Annotated in this window: 15 protein-coding genes and 1 pseudogene; 8 read left to right on the top strand and 8 right to left on the bottom strand. The window is 70.4% G+C overall.

Annotated elements, in window-relative coordinates:
- Positions 1–12: 12 nt before the first annotated feature.
- The 4 genes from ACFYXF_RS13500 to ribA form a co-directional block, all read right to left on the bottom strand.
- Positions 13–807 (bottom strand): maleylpyruvate isomerase family mycothiol-dependent enzyme, encoded by a 795-nt coding sequence (locus tag ACFYXF_RS13500; protein ID WP_389349688.1) that lies wholly within the window; start codon positions 805–807, stop codon positions 13–15.
- Positions 808–927: 120 nt separating this feature from the next.
- Entirely contained in the window at positions 928–1,860 is a 933-nt protein-coding gene (locus ACFYXF_RS13495; protein ID WP_389349687.1) for an NADP-dependent oxidoreductase, read from the bottom strand.
- Positions 1,861–1,924: 64 nt separating this feature from the next.
- Positions 1,925–2,872 carry an NADP-dependent oxidoreductase gene (locus tag ACFYXF_RS13490; protein WP_389349686.1) on the bottom strand — a complete coding sequence of 316 codons (948 nt, stop codon included), beginning with the start codon at positions 2,870–2,872 and terminating at the stop codon, positions 1,925–1,927.
- Between the two features lie 93 nt (positions 2,873–2,965).
- Entirely contained in the window at positions 2,966–3,604 is a 639-nt protein-coding gene (gene ribA / locus ACFYXF_RS13485) for a GTP cyclohydrolase II (RefSeq protein WP_389349685.1), read from the bottom strand.
- A gap of 93 nt (positions 3,605–3,697) precedes the next feature.
- On the opposite strand from ribA, the gene ACFYXF_RS13480 reads away from it, so the two are divergent.
- Positions 3,698–4,231 carry a MarR family winged helix-turn-helix transcriptional regulator gene (locus tag ACFYXF_RS13480; RefSeq protein ID WP_389349684.1) on the top strand — a complete coding sequence of 178 codons (534 nt, stop codon included), beginning with the start codon at positions 3,698–3,700 and terminating at the stop codon, positions 4,229–4,231.
- A 108-nt stretch (positions 4,232–4,339) separates the two neighbouring features.
- On the opposite strand, the gene ACFYXF_RS13475 is transcribed toward ACFYXF_RS13480, so the two are convergent.
- The gene (locus tag ACFYXF_RS13475; RefSeq protein WP_389349683.1) at positions 4,340–4,756 is read right to left on the bottom strand and encodes a nuclear transport factor 2 family protein; all 417 of its coding nucleotides are present in this window, start codon (positions 4,754–4,756) and stop codon (positions 4,340–4,342) included.
- Positions 4,753–6,000, bottom strand: coding sequence for an MFS transporter (locus ACFYXF_RS13470; protein WP_389349682.1), 1,248 nt, complete (start codon positions 5,998–6,000; stop codon positions 4,753–4,755). Before ACFYXF_RS13470 ends, ACFYXF_RS13475 begins: the two co-directional genes overlap by 4 nt.
- Before the next feature lie 97 nt (positions 6,001–6,097).
- On the opposite strand from ACFYXF_RS13470, the gene ACFYXF_RS13465 reads away from it, so the two are divergent.
- From ACFYXF_RS13465 to ACFYXF_RS13435, 7 genes and pseudogenes are all read left to right on the top strand, one after another.
- Complete coding sequence (locus tag ACFYXF_RS13465) at positions 6,098–6,694, top strand: TetR family transcriptional regulator (protein ID WP_389349681.1); 597 nt, start codon at positions 6,098–6,100, stop codon at positions 6,692–6,694.
- A gap of 80 nt (positions 6,695–6,774) precedes the next feature.
- Entirely contained in the window at positions 6,775–7,794 is a 1,020-nt protein-coding gene (locus tag ACFYXF_RS13460; protein ID WP_389349680.1) for a helix-turn-helix transcriptional regulator, read from the top strand.
- A gap of 166 nt (positions 7,795–7,960) precedes the next feature.
- The gene (locus tag ACFYXF_RS13455) at positions 7,961–8,995 is read left to right on the top strand and encodes a nuclear transport factor 2 family protein (protein ID WP_389349679.1); all 1,035 of its coding nucleotides are present in this window, start codon (positions 7,961–7,963) and stop codon (positions 8,993–8,995) included.
- Between the two features lie 130 nt (positions 8,996–9,125).
- Positions 9,126–9,932, top strand: a complete 807-nt coding sequence (locus ACFYXF_RS13450; protein WP_389349678.1) for an IclR family transcriptional regulator — start codon at positions 9,126–9,128, stop codon at positions 9,930–9,932.
- Between the two features lie 130 nt (positions 9,933–10,062).
- Positions 10,063–11,040 carry a PDR/VanB family oxidoreductase gene (locus ACFYXF_RS13445; protein ID WP_389349930.1) on the top strand — a complete coding sequence of 326 codons (978 nt, stop codon included), beginning with the start codon at positions 10,063–10,065 and terminating at the stop codon, positions 11,038–11,040.
- Positions 11,041–11,083: 43 nt separating this feature from the next.
- Positions 11,084–12,298, top strand: a complete 1,215-nt coding sequence (locus ACFYXF_RS13440; RefSeq protein ID WP_389349677.1) for a cytochrome P450 — start codon at positions 11,084–11,086, stop codon at positions 12,296–12,298.
- A gap of 59 nt (positions 12,299–12,357) precedes the next feature.
- Positions 12,358–13,229: pseudogene (locus ACFYXF_RS13435) on the top strand (S-(hydroxymethyl)mycothiol dehydrogenase); the annotation flags it as partial.
- Between the two features lie 490 nt (positions 13,230–13,719).
- Here the strand turns inward: ACFYXF_RS13435 and ACFYXF_RS13430 are convergent.
- Positions 13,720–14,517 carry an SDR family NAD(P)-dependent oxidoreductase gene (locus ACFYXF_RS13430; RefSeq protein ID WP_389349676.1) on the bottom strand — a complete coding sequence of 266 codons (798 nt, stop codon included), beginning with the start codon at positions 14,515–14,517 and terminating at the stop codon, positions 13,720–13,722.
- Positions 14,514–15,416: a helix-turn-helix transcriptional regulator gene (locus ACFYXF_RS13425; protein ID WP_389349675.1), complete on the bottom strand. Its 903-nt coding sequence runs from the start codon at positions 15,414–15,416 to the stop codon at positions 14,514–14,516. Before ACFYXF_RS13425 ends, ACFYXF_RS13430 begins: the two co-directional genes overlap by 4 nt.
- Positions 15,417–15,504 lie beyond the last annotated feature (88 nt).

Here is a 15,504-nt window from a genome sequence, read left to right as displayed (position 1 = left end):
GCAAGCAGCCGGCTAGAACCCGGGGAAGACCCGTCGCAGGTCGTCGAGGGTGAGGGAGGCGCCCGTCAGAGACACCTCGCTCGGCGTGTGCTCGGGCGCGTGGCGCCCGGTGGTGAGGCGCAGCCACCACTCGGCCGGTGCGGTCAGGACGGCGTCGGGCCGCTCCGGCTCGTCGGTGAGCGCGATCGCGTTCCCCACCTCCACTCCGAAGGTGCGCTCCGGCGCGGTGGTGCGTACGGCTATGTGGACCGGGCGGGCGTCCAGGGCGTCGGCCTTGCCGAGGAAGTTCAGGAACGGGCCGGCCTGGTCGAGGAGCAGTCCGGTCACAGCGGAGAGCAGGGGCGCTTCGTGATCGAAGGCGACCTCCACGTCCCAGGTGTGGTGGGCGACCTCGGTGAGCCGTATGCCGGCCACCGTGGCGACATCGGCCGCCATGGGCAGGAAACCGAGGTCGACCTTCAGTTCCTTGCGCGTCTGTGCGTCGAGGCCCTCATAGCGGCTGACCAGCGCCTCGTTGGCCGTCACGAAGCCTTCGGCCCGCTGGGCGGGTGACAGGTCGTCCCAGCGCGCCCACACGGACTTGTTGAAGGTCTCGTCGGGCGCGCCGGTGGCGCTCAGCGCGCCCTCCAGGACGGCCAGGCTTATCTCGGCGCCACTGCCCAGATGACTGAGCACCTGCGACACGTCCCACCCCGACGCCCCGGAGGGCCGGGAGAGGTCGGCGGAGGCGAGGCCGTGCACGACGGCCGTCAGATAGTCGTGTCCGCTGCGCAGGGCATCGATGGTCAGGTCGGCACGGTCGGTCATGTGCGTTTCTCCGTAGAGGCATGAGGGAGGGAGATATAGGGAGGGAGACATAAGGGGAAGGGAAAGGAAGCGGGGATATGACGGGGGCGACTGCCCCCGCGGGTTCGCCGGCGGCCTCGGTCAGGGGATCAGGACGATCTTGCCGTGGGTGTGTCCCTGCTCCAGCTCCGCGAAGGCGTCGGCCACGCGGTCGAGCGGGTACGTGGCGGCGATCGTCGGCTCGACGGCACCCGAGGCGACCAGACCGACCAGCTCCACCAGGACCTCGCGTGCGGTCGCGTTGTGGCGGCCATCGGTCCTGGCGCCGATCTGCGCCGCACGTTCCATGGCGACGGTGGTCTGGATGCGGTCCGGCTTGATGCCGAGTGCGACGGCGAGGTCGAGGTACTCCGGCCCGTAGAGGTCGATGAACGCGTCGACTCCGCCCGCTCCCGCCGCCTGCTCGAGCCGCTCGAGAAGGCCGTCCCCGTACGGCACCGGGACGACGCCGTGCTTCTGCAGCCACCAGGCGTTGGCCGACGAGGCGATGCCGAGCACGCGCACGCCCCGGCCGGTGAGCATCTGCACGAGGAACGAACCGACCCCGCCCGCGGCGGCGGACACGGCGACCGTCTCCCCGGGCTGGGGAGCGACGGCGCGCAGTGCGGCGTAGGCCGTGGCACCGACCATGTGCAGGGAGCCCGCCACCTCCCAGCTCACCTGAGGCGGTTTGGCCACCACGTGGATTGCCGGGACAGCCACATGTGTCGCCTGTGTGGCTCCACTCGGCGACCAGCCCAGCACCTCGTCGCCGACGCCCAACCCGTCGACCCCGGCACCGACGGCCGAGACGACCCCCGCGAGGTCGCTGCCCTGGCCGGACGGGAAGTCCACCGGGAACAGATCCCGGATGACCCCGGAGCGGATCATCGCGTCGAAGGGGTTGATGCCGGCGGCACGGACCTCGACGACGACTTCCCCGGGCCCTGCCTCGGGCATCGGGACGTCGGTGACGTACAGCTCGTCACGATCGCCGTACTGGTCGAAACGCACGGCCTGCGCTGTTTGGCTCATGTCTACTCCGTAAGGTGTCGGGGCGGCCCGGGAGGGCCGGGTGTGGCTGATGTCCTCTTGCACGTCAGGGGACGATGACGGTCTTTCCGGTGGCATGGCCGGCACGTGCCTTGGCGATGACGGCGGGGGCGTCGGCGAGCGGGACCTCCGCGTCGATACGGACGCGCAGCTCACCGGAGGCGGCGAGTTCGGCGAGTGTCGTCAGCGTCTCGACGGTGGGACGGTTGCCGAGGTTGACGCCGAGGATGTCGTGGGCGGCCAGGGCGTCCGGATCGGTGGCGTAGTTGGTGCTGACCAGGGTGGAGCCGGCGCGGAGCAGACCGGCCATCGGGCTGATGTCGCCGCCGGTCGGGGTGACCAGGTCGACGACGGCGTCGATGCCCTCGGGGTATGCGGCGGCCACTTGCTCATGGGTGGGTGCCAGGGTGTGGTCGATGACGGTGTGGGCGCCGAGATCGCGCAGGTGGTCGGCCAACTCGGGGGTTCCGGTGGCCAGGACGCGGGCTCCGGCCCGGGCGGCGAACTGGATGGCCGACTGGCCCACGCCGCCGCCGGCGCCGTTGATCAGAAGGGTGTGTCCGGCGGCGAGTCGCGCGGCCTGGACGGCCTGGTAGGCGGTCACGCTCGCGGTGGGAAGGGCGGCGGCGAGCGTGAAGGAGAGGGCGTCGGGGATGAGGGCGATGTTGCTGTCCTGCTCGGCGAGGGTGTACTCGGCGTAGGAGCCCTGACCGTGGATCAGGCGCATGAACTGTCCGTAGACACGGTCCCCGGGGCGGAAGCGGGTGACGCCCGGCCCCGTCCTCTCGACCACGCCCGCCGCGTCCGAGCCCATGACCAGGGGGAAGGAGTGCGCCACGGAGTCCTTGAGGGCGCCGTCCGTGACCTTCCAGTCGAAGGGGTTCACACCGGCGGCGCGGACGCGGACCAGGATCTCGCCGGCTCCGGGTTCGGGAGTGGGCAGGTCGACGAGCTCGGGCTGGGCTCCGAATTCGGTGACGACGACGGCTTTCATGCTGATGCCTTTCTCGGCCGGTGGGTTGTCACGCCGTCAGGGCCTGGTGGGTGTGCACCCGTTCCCAGTCCTCGGCGTTGTCCGTTGCGAGGGTCAGCCGACCAGGCTCGGCACCGGCGCGAGGGCGATGGTGTGGTGGGTGTGCTGGACCTTGGCACGCAGGTAGCGCAGGTTGCTGGGTGTGGTGTGCACGCCCGTCGGGACGGTCCGGGCGACCGAGAGACCGAGGTCGCGGAGCTGCCGCGCCTTGTCGGGGTTGTTGGTGAGCAGGTTCAGCTCGGTGATGCCGAGGGCGGTGAGCATCTGGGCGGCGGCCGTGTAGTCGCGGGCGTCCTCCGGCAGGCCGAGGGCCAGGTTCGCCTCGTAGGTGTCCAGGCCCTGGTCCTGCAGGGCGTAGGCGTCGAGCTTGTTGTACAGGCCGATGCCGCGGCCTTCCTGACGGAGATAGAGCAGGACGCCTCCGGTGGCGGCGATGCGTTCGGTGGCCTCGCGCAGCTGGGGTCCGCAGTCGCAGCGTGCGGAGCCGAAGACGTCACCGGTGAGGCATTCGGAGTGCAGACGCACCAGCGGGGTGGCCGTGCCGACTGCGTCTCCCAGGACCAGGGCGACGTGCTCGGCGCCGTCGGCCAGACCCTTGAACGTGATCACCTCGGCGGTCACCTGGTAACCGTCCGAGAAGCTCAGCGGAATACGGACCCGGGTGCGGACGGTGGCTGCGGTGCTGGTGGTCATGGTGTCTCCCGTGGCGTCAGTTAGTTCAAATTTGAACGCTTGCTATTGACGATAGGATGGAGTTCCAATTTGAACAACCTGGAGGGGTGTGACGTGGGCCATACGCGATGGCTGAATGAGGAGGAGAAGCGTGCCTGGACGGCCTTCACCACCGCGCACGCGCTGCTGTACCGACGGCTGGAGCAGCGGCTCAAGCGCGATTTCGGCCTGTCCGGCCTGCAGTACGAGATCCTCGCCCGGCTCAGTGGAGCCCCGGACCGCGAACTGCGGATGGCCGAGCTGGCCGGCGCCCTGGTCAACTCCAAGAGCGGGCTGACCTACCAGATCGGGCAGATGGAGAAGGCCGGGCTGGTGCGCCGGCGGACCTGTCCGAGTGACGAGCGCGCGGTCTATGCCGTACTCGCCGACGAGGGCATGACTCTGCTGGAGCGGGCGGCGCCCGGCCATGTGGACATGGTGAGGGAACTGCTCATCGACGTGCTCACGCCCGATCAGGTGCGGGCACTCGCCGACGGCCTCGGCGAAGCGAGTCGCCGTATGACCGCCGGCCCCGGCGAAGCGAGCCCTCCTGTGGCCGACGGGACCGCGTGCTCCGGCTCCGAAGCCGGTGCCGATCTCAGCGTGTGAAGGGGGCTGTCGCCCGCCGCGCAGCCGGTGCCCGTCCGCGCCGGCACCGGCCCGCCGCGTGCCGCCATGGACCGAGGCCGAACTGCGCCGCCGGGTGAAGCGGTCGGCTCAGTGGCCGGCGAGCTGAGCCTGGAAGGCGGCGCCGTTGAAATACGCCTTGGCGTTCCGGATCAGGCCGTCGTCGAGTTCGTTGATGGTGATGCCGGACCAGTTGACCGGCCTGTCCTCCGAGGTCACGGCGGCCCCACGCCAGGAGACGGCGACGTGGTGGCCGACGGTGTGGGCCTCTGTCGGGGTCAGGCCGAGGAAGGGCTGGAAGTTCCGCAGGGTCGACGCGAGGAAGTCGTGGATCGCGGCGCGGCCCGTGAGGGGCGGTGTGCCGATGGGGTCGTTGGACACGCCGTCCTCGGCGAATGCCTTCGCCCAGGAATCGGCGTCACCCTCCTGGGAGGCGCGGAAGAACTGCGGGACGGCGGCCGGCGGCATGGCGGGCGCGGAGTGGGCCGAGGCCGCGCCGGTGTTCATCGCGATGTGTTGACCGGCTGAGGCCGGGCCTCCCGTTCGCTGCGCGGCCCGCGGCGACCGACCAGGTACGCGGCGAGGGCGAGGAGCGCGGAAAGGGCGATGAGGGCGCAGACGGCACCCCAGCCCAACTGGACGTAGGCGCGGGTGCCCAGCCATGACCCGGCACTGCCGCCGAGGAACGCGCAGGTCATGTAGCCGGTGTTCAGACGGCTGCGGGCCTCGGGCCGGAGGGCGAAGATGCGGGCCTGGTTGGCGACCTGACCGCACTGCACCGCCACGTCCAACAGGAGCAGTCCGACCGCCAGCGCCACGAGCCCCACCGCTCCGCCCAGCGAGCCCCCGGTGAGCACCGCGGCCCCGGCGAGAGCGGTCAGCATGCACCACAGGTTCACCCGGTCGGCGCCGAGCCGGTCCACCCAGCGTCCGGCCGCAGGGGCGCAGAACATGCTGCCCGCGCCGATCAGGGCCAGCACGCCCACGGCCTGGGTGCCCATGTCGTAGCGCGGCCCGGTCACCAGGAGGGCCAGCGCGGTCCAGGCGGCGCTGAACCCGCCGAAGACGGTGACCTGGAAGAGCACGGAGCGCTGCAGCTCCTTCTCGGTGCGCAGCATCCGCAGGGTGTCGGCGAGCAGGGTCGGGTAGCGGTCGTGCGTGGCCGGAGCGTTGTCGGGCAGGGCGAAACCGAGGACGACGGCGAGCAGCGCGGTGAGGGCGGCGGCGACGAGGTACGGAGCACGCCAGCCCAGGTGCTCGCCCAGGACGCCACCGAAGGTGCGGGCCAACAGGATGCCGCCGATCAGACCGGCCTGCAGGGTGCCGATCACGCTGCCGCGCCGATCCGGCTCGACCAGACCCGCGGCCATGGGCAGCAGGAGCTGCGGGACCACGGTCGCCACGCCGACCACGGTGCCTGCCGCGAGCAGGAGGCCGGTGGCCGGGGCGAGGCCCGCGGCCAGCAGGGCGAGGCCCGTCACGGTCAGCAGCCCGGTGATCAGCGGGCGGCGGGGAAGGCGGTCGCCGAGCGGCACCAGCAGGAAGATTCCCATGGCGTAGCCGAGCTGGGTCACCGTCGCCACGATCGCCGCCGTGGCCGGTGCGACACCGAGGCCGTCGGCGACGAGTGGGGTGAGCGCCTGCGGGAAGTAGACGTTGGCGACACCGACGCCGCAGGCCAGCGCCATGAGCAGAGGAAGCCTTCGCCCCACGCCTGCCGGGGCCACGGGGGACGGATCGTTCCGGGACATCACACATCTCCAACCGAACGAACTGGATGGTTCGATTTCGAGCGTGGCACGACCGCCTTCGATTCGTCAAACGAACCAGTTCGTTAGCATGGGATGCATGGCATACGACTCGACGGCGACCAAAGAACGCATCCTGGCCGCGGCGACCACGGAGTTCGCCGCGCACGGCGTCGCCGGAGCACGGGTGGACCGTATCGCCGCCCGGGCCAAGGCCAACAAGCGCGCGATCTACGACTACTTCGGCGACAAGAACAAGCTCTTCGCCGTCGTCCTCGAACGCGCACTCGCGGACCTCGCCGAGGCCGTACCGCCCAGCGACGACCTGCCCGGTTATGCCGAGCGCCTCTTCGACTACCACCGCGCCCACCCCGAGGCCCTGCGTCTGGTGATGTGGGAAGCCCTGGAGATCGGTGAGCGGCCCGTCCCGGCGGAAGAGGCCCGCACCCGCCACTACCAGGACAAGATCGACGCCGCCGCATCCGGTGGTCAGGGCGGTGACGCACGCACGCGCGTGTTCTTCGCACTCGCCCTGGCCGGCTGGAGCATCGCCATGCCTCAGCTGCGGCGCATGGTCCTCGGTCCCGACTACGGCCTCGACGACCTCCGCGTGGACGTCGCCCAAGCCGTACGGGCCCTGCCGGACGGGAGCGACCCGCCGGCGGCGGGCAGGCCTTCCGGGCGGGAGCAGCCGTAAGCCCGGATACGGCAGGCGCGGCGCACGCGGGCATGTGAAGGATCCGTGAGCGACGGTCCCGGGCCCGGGATGATGTGTCCATGGATTCGCAGGAGTTGGACCCGGTCGGCCCGAACGGCGCCCTCGCAGTGCCGGGTTCGGGGGACGGGGATGTACCGCAGGCGGCGAGGTGGAAGCCGGTGCGGTTCCCCCGGCGGTCGGGCAACCCTCGTGACCTGCCGGTGCGCAGCCTTCCGGAGGGTGGGCCCTCCCTCGATGTGGTGAGGATCCGGTCGGGGGTGCCCGACGACGAGACCGGCTGTCGGCTGGAGCAGCGACAGGACTTCCACACCCTGTACTGGATCCGGTCCGGCGCCGGTCGTCAGGTTGTTGACGGGACGCCGCTGGAGGTGGGCTCCTCGACGCTGACGCTCGTCGGCCGTGGCCAGGTGTACCGGTACGACGACATGAACGACATCGACGGCGCGATCATCAGCTTCGGCGACGACCTGCTGTACGAGGGGGGCACAGCGCAGGTGAACCCGGTGTGGCTCGTCGGGCGCTACGGGACGCAGTCGGTGAGCGTGCCGGCCGAGGACGTACTGCGGATGGACCTGTTGGTCGACATCCTGACGGCCGAAGCACGGCACTCGCAGGACGCGTCGAGCGTGGAGGTCCAGCGGCACCTGCTGCTCACGCTGCTGTTGCTGGCCCAGCGCTACTACGAGGATGCCCGCGTCGGCGGGGTGATGAGCGAAGACGGTGACGTGCGGCTGCACCGCCGCTTCGTGGCACTGCTGGAGCGGGACTTCGCACACCACCACGACGTCGACCACTACGCGGAGGCGTTGGGCGTGCCGGCCCCGCTGCTGGCCCATGCGCTGTCCAGCAGCACCGGCCGCCCGACGAAGACGCTGATCACGGACCGGGTCATGCTTGAGGCGTCGCGACTGCTGCGGTTCACCGACCTCCAGATCGGTGAGATCGCATCCAGGGTCGGCCTTCGAAACCAGTTCTACTTCTCGCGTGCCTTCAAGCAGCGGTACGGCGAGTCACCGCGGGCCTATCGCACGCGTGTACGCGACGGCGTTCCGTCTGCGGGTGCCGGTGCCACGTCCTGATCCGTGCCGTCCCGAAAGGTGCATGGATCCAGCGGATTCCGTCATGGCGTGATCCACTCCGGCTGGCGAGGCTACATACGTGGTCTCGCCGGCCGGGTGGACGCGTATGGCGCAGCACTCGGGCGAGGTCACTCGACTTGGTTTCCCGAGTGAACCGGAGAAGGACATGGAATCGTTGAACCGGCGGACTCTGCTCGGTGCGGCGGCGGCCGCCGTACCGCTGGCCGCGGCCCCCGGACTGGCGTCGGCGTCGCCCAGGCTGTCGCAACCGGCACGGTCCGGAAGGTCTCCTCACCCGGAGGTCCTTCCTGACGTGCTGGAGACCAGCCACGCCTCAGGAGAGGCGGCGGCGTTGTTCCACGCCTACTACACCGCCAAGTCCCGGTATGACATCGATGCCTTCATCGACTTCTTCAACCCGGGGCAGATGGCCTACTTCGACTCGCCGCTCCACATCGGCGGCGTGTTCCCCACCCGTGATGCGTTCCGTGACCAGGTCATGGGCCCGACGCTGGAGGGGTGGTCGAAAACCGGCGGGAAGTCGTACCCGCTGCGTGTCATCGGTGACGCCACCAGCGCCATCGTCTTCTTCCGCAACACCCCGGAGCTGTTCGGCAACGAGGTCCGCATCATCTCCTCCTTCACCCTTGAGCACGGCAAGATCGTCCGGGTGGTCGACTACTGGGACGGCCGACGCAACGACAAGGCCCTGGCGAACCGCCCTCCGAACACCCAGAACCCCCGAAACCTCGGCACGGAGATCGTGCGGGAGAGCACCGGCCCGATCATCAGGACGTTCGCCCGCCGGCTGGGCTCGGCTCTGGCAGCCGGTGACGTCGACAGCGCCACGGCACTGTTCGCGGACGACGCCCTCTTCGAGGACATGACCACGCGGACGACCATCGTCGGACGACCGGCGATCGGCCGCTATCTGACCCGGGCGCTGTCCAGGCTCCCCTATGGGCCGGGCTCCGAAGTGCTCCACGTCGTCGGCAGCGACCAGGGCGGTGGCTACGAGTGGGTCACCGACAACGTTGCCGTGCCCAACGGGATCACCGCACTGCAGCTCGACCGGGTCGGCGACTACATTCATCCCGACGTCCGGACGCCCAGGATCACCAGGCTGACCACCGTCTGGGACGCTTCGTTGGTCGAAGACTCCACGATCCGGTCCCTGGCGGCCCTGTCGATCGAGCCGTAGACCATCCGGTGGTGGGCCGGAACTCATTGGACATCGTTGGGTTTCTGGCTCACCACCGAGTCGAACGCGGCCGTTTCGGCGGGACGAACCGTGGGCTTGACGTACCCGGAAGGAATCCGATGATGGCGAGGTGAGGACACAGCACGGCGAGTCGGTCCTGGCGAGGGTCGTACGGATCTTCGAGGCGTTCACGCCGGAGGAGCCGGCCCTGACCGTCTCGGAGATCTCCCGCCGTACGGGGCTGCACGTGGCGACCGCGTCACGGCTGGTGGCCGAACTGGTCTCGTACGGGTTCCTGACCCGAGAGGCCGACCGCCGGGTCCGGATCGGTATGCGCATGTGGGAGCTGGCCACCCGGGCCTCGCCCACCCTGTCGCTGCGCGACGCGGCCATGCCGTTCATGGAGGGCGTCCACGACGTCGTCGGCCACCACGTCCAGCTCGGTGTGCTGGACGGCGACGAGGTGCTGTTCCTGGAGCGGCTGACGGCACCGGGTGCGGTCGTCAACTACACCCGCATCGCGGGCCGCCTTCCGTTGCACGCCTCCTCCAGCGGCCTGGTCCTCCTTGCCCACGGGCCCGCCGATCTGCGCAGGCGGGTGCTTGACGAGCCTCTGCGCCGCTACACCCCGAACACTCCCGACACCGCCGCGCGGCTGCGGGCCGTGCTGGCCGAGGTGCGTCGGCAGGGATACGCGTACTGCCCGGGGTATGTGCACCTGGACGCCCTGGGGATCGCGGCGCCGGTGCGCGACGCGCGCGGTGAGGTGGTGGCCGCGCTGGCGGTGATCGTCCCCAACGAGGCCGGGGCCACGTCCGTCGTGCCGGTGGTGCGGACCGCGGCACGCGGGATCTCGCGTGCGCTGGGAGCTCCGGATGCCTCGGGGCGGTTCCGGGATCCGGGTGACTCACGTGACGGCAGTGCAACGGCAGTATGACGAGCAGCGGAAGTTCGTCTCTCACTGATTGAGAATGCCGTCGCGGGAGCCCGTCGTCGCCGCGCATCCTGCCTGCAACCCAACGACGGGAGGCGACAACGTGGTCGGAACCAGTGTGGTTGCGGATGCCGTGTCAGGCGTCGGCGCAGGACCTTCGACGCCGACGAACGCGGCGACTCTGGCGGTCTTGGCGAAGGAGGACATCGCCGAGGGCGTCGTGTCACTCACCCTCGCCCATCCGGACGGTGCCCGGCTGCCGGACTGGACGCCGGGTTCCCACATCGACGTGGTACTGCCGGACGGGACGACCCGGCAGTACTCCCTGTGCGGCGACCGATGGGACGCGCACACCTACCGGATCGCCGTGCTGAGGGAGCCCGCGGGCCGGGGCGGATCCGCTCAGGTGCACGACCGGCTGCGCGCCGGGGACCGCGTCGGGGTCGGCGGCCCGCGCAACCACTTCCCCCTCGTGCCGTCGGAGAAGTACCTCTTCATCGCGGGAGGCATAGGGATCACTCCGCTGCTGCCCATGGTGCGCCAGGCCGAACTGCTCGGCGCGGACTGGCAGTTGCTGTACGGCGGCCGGACGCGGGCATCGATGGCCTTTCGCGAGGAACTGACGGAGGCCTACGGCGAGCGGGTGCACCTCGTCCCGCAGGACGAGCTCGGGCTGCTGGACCTCGCAACCTGGCTGGGCAGCACGAGCCCCGACACCAAGGTGTACTGCTGCGGACCCGCCCCGCTGCTCGCCGCCGTCGAAACGGCATGCGCCGCCTGGCCGCCGTACGCCCTGCGGGTCGAGCGGTTCACCGCCGCCGCGCAGTCCGCGCCGGTGCGGGAGGCGCCCTTCGAGGTCGAGCTGCGCCGCACCGGACGCACCGTCACCGTCACGCCGGAGGTCTCGGTGCTGGAGGCGGTGCGCCGCGCCGGCGCCGACGTGCTGTCCTCCTGCGAGCAGGGCACCTGCGGCACCTGCCTGACACCGGTGCTGGCGGGCCGGCCGGACCACCGGGACTCGGTACTGGCCGACCACGAACGGGCGGCGAACGACTGCATGTTCCTGTGCGTGTCCCGCTCCTGCGGTGACCGTCTCGTCCTCGATCTCTGACACCGATCCCTGCCCCCTTCACTTTCTCTCCCGAGGAGCCGTGATGACCGAGGCCCTGGAGCGTGCCGTCGTGCCGCCCGTCAGTGACGCCGACCCGTTCGCCCACGAGGTCCTGCTGGACCCCGAACCGCTGCACCAGGCCCTGCGCGAGGCCGGTCCGGTCGTGTACCTGTCGCGCTACGACGTTCACGCGCTGGCCCGCTACGAGCAGGTGCACGCCGCGCTGGTGGACTGGCAGCGCTTCGAGTCGGGCTCGGGCGTGGGCCTGGCCAACTTCCGGCACGAGAAGCCGTGGCGCCCGCCGAGCCTGCTGCTGGAGGCCGACCCGCCCCGGCATGATGCCCCGCGCCGGATCCTGCGCGAGATCCTGGCCCCGCCCGCCCTGCGCCGCCTGCGCACGACCTGGGCCGCGGTGGCCGAGGAACTCGTCGACGAAGTCCTCGCCGAGGGAGCCGAGTTCGACGCGTTCACGGCGCTGGCGGAGGCGTTTCCGCTGCGGGCCTTCCCGGACGCGGTGGGCCTCGGCCCGGACGGCCGGGAGAACCTTCTGCCCTACGGAAACATGGCCTTCAACGCCTTCGGCCCGCGCAACGACCTCGTCGCGGCAGACGCACACCGGGTGGCCGAACTGTCGGCATGGGTGAACGCGCAGTGCACCCGGGAGGCGTTGAGCGAGGACGGCTTCGGCGCCCAGATCTGGGCGGCCGCCGACCGTGGCGATCTGACCCACGAGCAGGCGCCGTTGGTGGTGCGCTCGCTGCTCACGGCCGGCGTCGACACCACGGTGCACGGCCTGGCGGCCTGCCTGTACGCCTTCGCCACCCACCCCGAGGAGTGGCAACGGCTGCGGGATCGGCCGGAGTTGGCGCGTGCAGCGTTCGACGAGGCGGTCCGCTGGCAGTCGCCGGTGCAGACCTTCTTCCGTACCGCGACCACCGACGTCACCATCGCCGGCACGCTGATCCCCAGGGACACGAAGATCCTCATGCTGCTCGGTGCGGCCAACCGGGATCCGGACCGTTGGCACGACCCCGACCGCTTCGATCTCACCCGTGACCCCTCCGGCCACGTCGGCTTCGGCATGGGACTGCACCAGTGCATCGGCCAGCACGTGGCCCGGCTGGAGGCCGAGGCGCTGCTGACCGCCCTGGCCCGCCGTATCGAGCGGATCGAACTCACCGGCACACCGCACCGTCACCCCAACAACACCCTGCGCGCGTGGGCGTCCCTGCCCCTGCGCGTGCAGACGGCTGCCTGACCAGCCGTCGACATCAGCTCGGTCGCAATCATCTCTGCGGAAAGTGAGGGAACCCAGCAATGTCCCAACAGGTACGAGGCGTCATCGCGCGGGCCAAGGGCGAGCCGGTCGGCATCGAGACGATCGTGATCCCCGATCCGGGGCCGGGGGAGGCGGTGGTGCGGATCCAGGCGTGCGGGGTGTGTCACACCGACCTTCACTACCGTGAGGGCGGCATCAACGACGAGTTCCCCTTCCTGCTCGGCCACGAGGCGGCCGGCGTCGTGGAGTCGGTCGGCGAAGGCGTGACCGACGTCGAGCCCGGCGACTTCGTGATCCTCAACTGGCGTGCCGTGTGCGGCCAGTGCCGGGCCTGTCGGCGCGGCCGGACCTGGTACTGCTTCGACACCCACAACGCGAAGCAGCGGATGACCCTGCTCGACGGCACCGAGCTGTCCCCTGCCCTGGGCATCGGTGCCTTCGCCGAGAAGACCCTGGTCGCGGCCGGGCAGTGCACGAAGGTCGATCCGGCCGCGTCGCCGGCCGCCGCGGGGCTGCTGGGCTGCTGGGCTGCGGCGTGATGGCGGGCATCGGCGCCGCGATCAACACCGGCAACGTCGGGCGCGGCGACTCGGTCGCCGTCATCGGCTGCGGCGGTGTAGGCGACGCGGCCATCGCCGGGTCCCGCCTGGCAGGTGCGGCGAAGATCATCGCCGTGGATGTCGACGACCGCAAGCTGGAGACCGCCCGAGGCCTGGGCGCCACACATACGGTCAACTCGCGCGAGACCGACCCCGTCGAGGCGATCCGCGAGCTGACCGGCGGCTTCGGCGCCGACGTCGTCATCGAGGCCGTCGGCCGCCCCGAGACCTACCAGCAGGCCTTCTACGCCCGCGACCTGGCCGGGACGGTCGTCCTCGTCGGCGTGCCCACGCCCGAGATGAAGCTCGAATTCGTGGTCGGTGTTGTCGCCGCGCTCCACGTCATCGGCGGAGGACGCCGTGTACATCTCGTCGATGACGTACGAAGCCCTCGCCCCTGGCGCGCTCCAACTCGTCCGTGGAGATCTGGCCGAACCGCACCGCCAGGTCGAAGTGCAGCATGGCGAAAGCCGGATCCGGCGCCTCGATGTACGTACCGCTGCCCTGTCTGCCGCCGCACCCTGCCCATCGGCTGAAGCGTCGCGAGCCGCTCCCGGAGGGCTCCACGGCTGACCCCCGGACGGGCACCCAGTTCGCGTTCTGTCGGTAGCCTGCCGGCGGAGCCGTCGACAACCGATTGGTTCAGCCGATCAGGTCTGGTGTCGGACCTTGGCTCCCTCGGTGTCGTGGTGAGGAGGCGATGGCCACTCGTGCGGGGAGACAGGGCGCGGGCGCTCAAGCTGATGATGCCGCCGAGCGGCCCCCGGGCTGCCACGGTTGTGGTGCGTCGGCGTGAGGCGATCAGTCTCGGGGTTTGGCCATGCGGGCGTGTCGGGACGCCTTGAGTGTTTCGGGCATGAAGCGGTGCTTGAGGGCGGTGCGCCGGGTGGCGGAGTCGCCTCCGACGACTTCGGCCCGTCCGTCCATCATGGCCAGGAAGCCCTGGCGTGCGACGTCCTTGCGGCTGTTCTTCTTCATGCCGGAGCCGAAGGCGGTGTTGTTCATGCCGGCGCGGGCGTGGAAGTCGCTGTCGGTGGCGCCGGGCATGAGCGTGGTGACGCTGACGCCGTGCTCTTTGAGTTCTTCGCGCAGGCCGAGCGCGAACATGCGGGTGAAGGCGCGGGAGGGTCCGTAGACGGTCTCGTAGGGGGTGGGCAGGGTGGCGGAGAGGGACGAGGTGATGAGGATGCGGCCGCGATGGTTGGCGGCCATTTGGCGGGCGACGTGCTTGGCCAGGTGGACCACGGAGGTGACGTTGAGGTCGATCAGGCTGAGTTCGTCGTCGAGGTCGGTGTTGAGGAAGGCGCCGCCGATGCTGCGTCCGGCGTTCAGGACCGCCGCGTCGAGGGGGCGGCCGGTCTTCTCCACCGCCTGCCATACGGTTTCCACTCCGTCGGCCTGGGCGAGGTCGGCGCGTACGGCGGTGACCTCGACGCCGTGCCGGGCGAGGTCGGCCGCTGCCTGATCGGTCTTCTCGCTGCGGCCGGTGGCCACCAGGTCGAAGCCGTTGATGGCGAACAGCAGGGCGAGTTCGTAGCCGATTCCGGCGGAGGCTCCGGTGACCAGCGCCAGCGGACGCTCGGTGGGGGTCCCGTTCACGAGGTGCTCCTTTGTGTGGGGGACGGATCGGGGTGGGCGGACTGCGGCCGTACGGTGGCATGGTCGGCGTTCCAGCTGGCCAGCAGCCGCCATGCCTCCTGCGAGGCCCGGTCCGGGGCGGGTATGTAGAGGAACAGGGTCTGGTCGTCCTCGCCCGGCATGGTGAACGCCTGGTAGTCGATGGTCAGCGGGCCGACCAGGGGATGGCGGAAGTGCTTCTGGCCGAAGGTGCGGTTGAGGACCTTGTGGTCGTCCCACCAGAGGCGGAAGCGCTCGCTCTTCATGGTGAGTTCGCCGACCAGCTCGGCGGTCCGGGTGTCGTCGGGATGCCGCCCGGCGTCCAGCCGCAGAATGGCTGTCATCTCCGCCGCGATCTTCTCCCAGTCCGCGTACAGGTCCCGAGCCTCGGGCGCCAGGACGATCCAGCGAGTGAGGTTGCGTTCCCGGTAGGGCATGGCGTCGAAGTCGGCCAGCAGCGCCCGGCACAGATGGTTGGTCGCGAGTACGTCGCCGCGCCGCCCGAGGACGAATCCGGCGTGGTTGTCGAAGGAGTCCAGGAACCGCAGCAAGCCGGCCCGGGCCCGCTGCACGGCGGGGGCGCGGCGACGGGTCTTGGCGGGTCTGGGTTTGGCCAGGTCGAAGAGGTGGGCGCGTTCGGCGTCGTCCAGGCGCAGTGCCTCGCCGATGGCGTCCAGCACGCTGTCCGACGGCGTGATGTTCCGTCCTTGCTCCAGCCGTGTGTAGTAGTCCGTGCTGACGCCGGCGAGCTGCGCGACCTCCTCCCGCCGCAGGCCCGGCACGCGCCGGTAGGCTCCGCGTTCCGGCAGGCCCACCGACTCGGGAGCGATGCGGTCGCGGCAGCGGCGCAGGAACTGGCTGAGATCGACGTTGCTTGCCATGTCCTCCATGCTCCCCGCTCTCGGCCGGCCGCGCGGCGGCGAGGGTGGGTCGCCTGTTCCTAGGAAGACATGTCCGGGAGAAGAGCGC

The sequence above is a fragment of the Streptomyces sp. NPDC002680 genome, assembly GCF_042889145.1.
GTDB classification, from domain to species: domain Bacteria; phylum Actinomycetota; class Actinomycetes; order Streptomycetales; family Streptomycetaceae; genus Streptomyces; species Streptomyces adonidis.
This window is presented reverse-complemented; position numbering and strand designations above follow the sequence as displayed.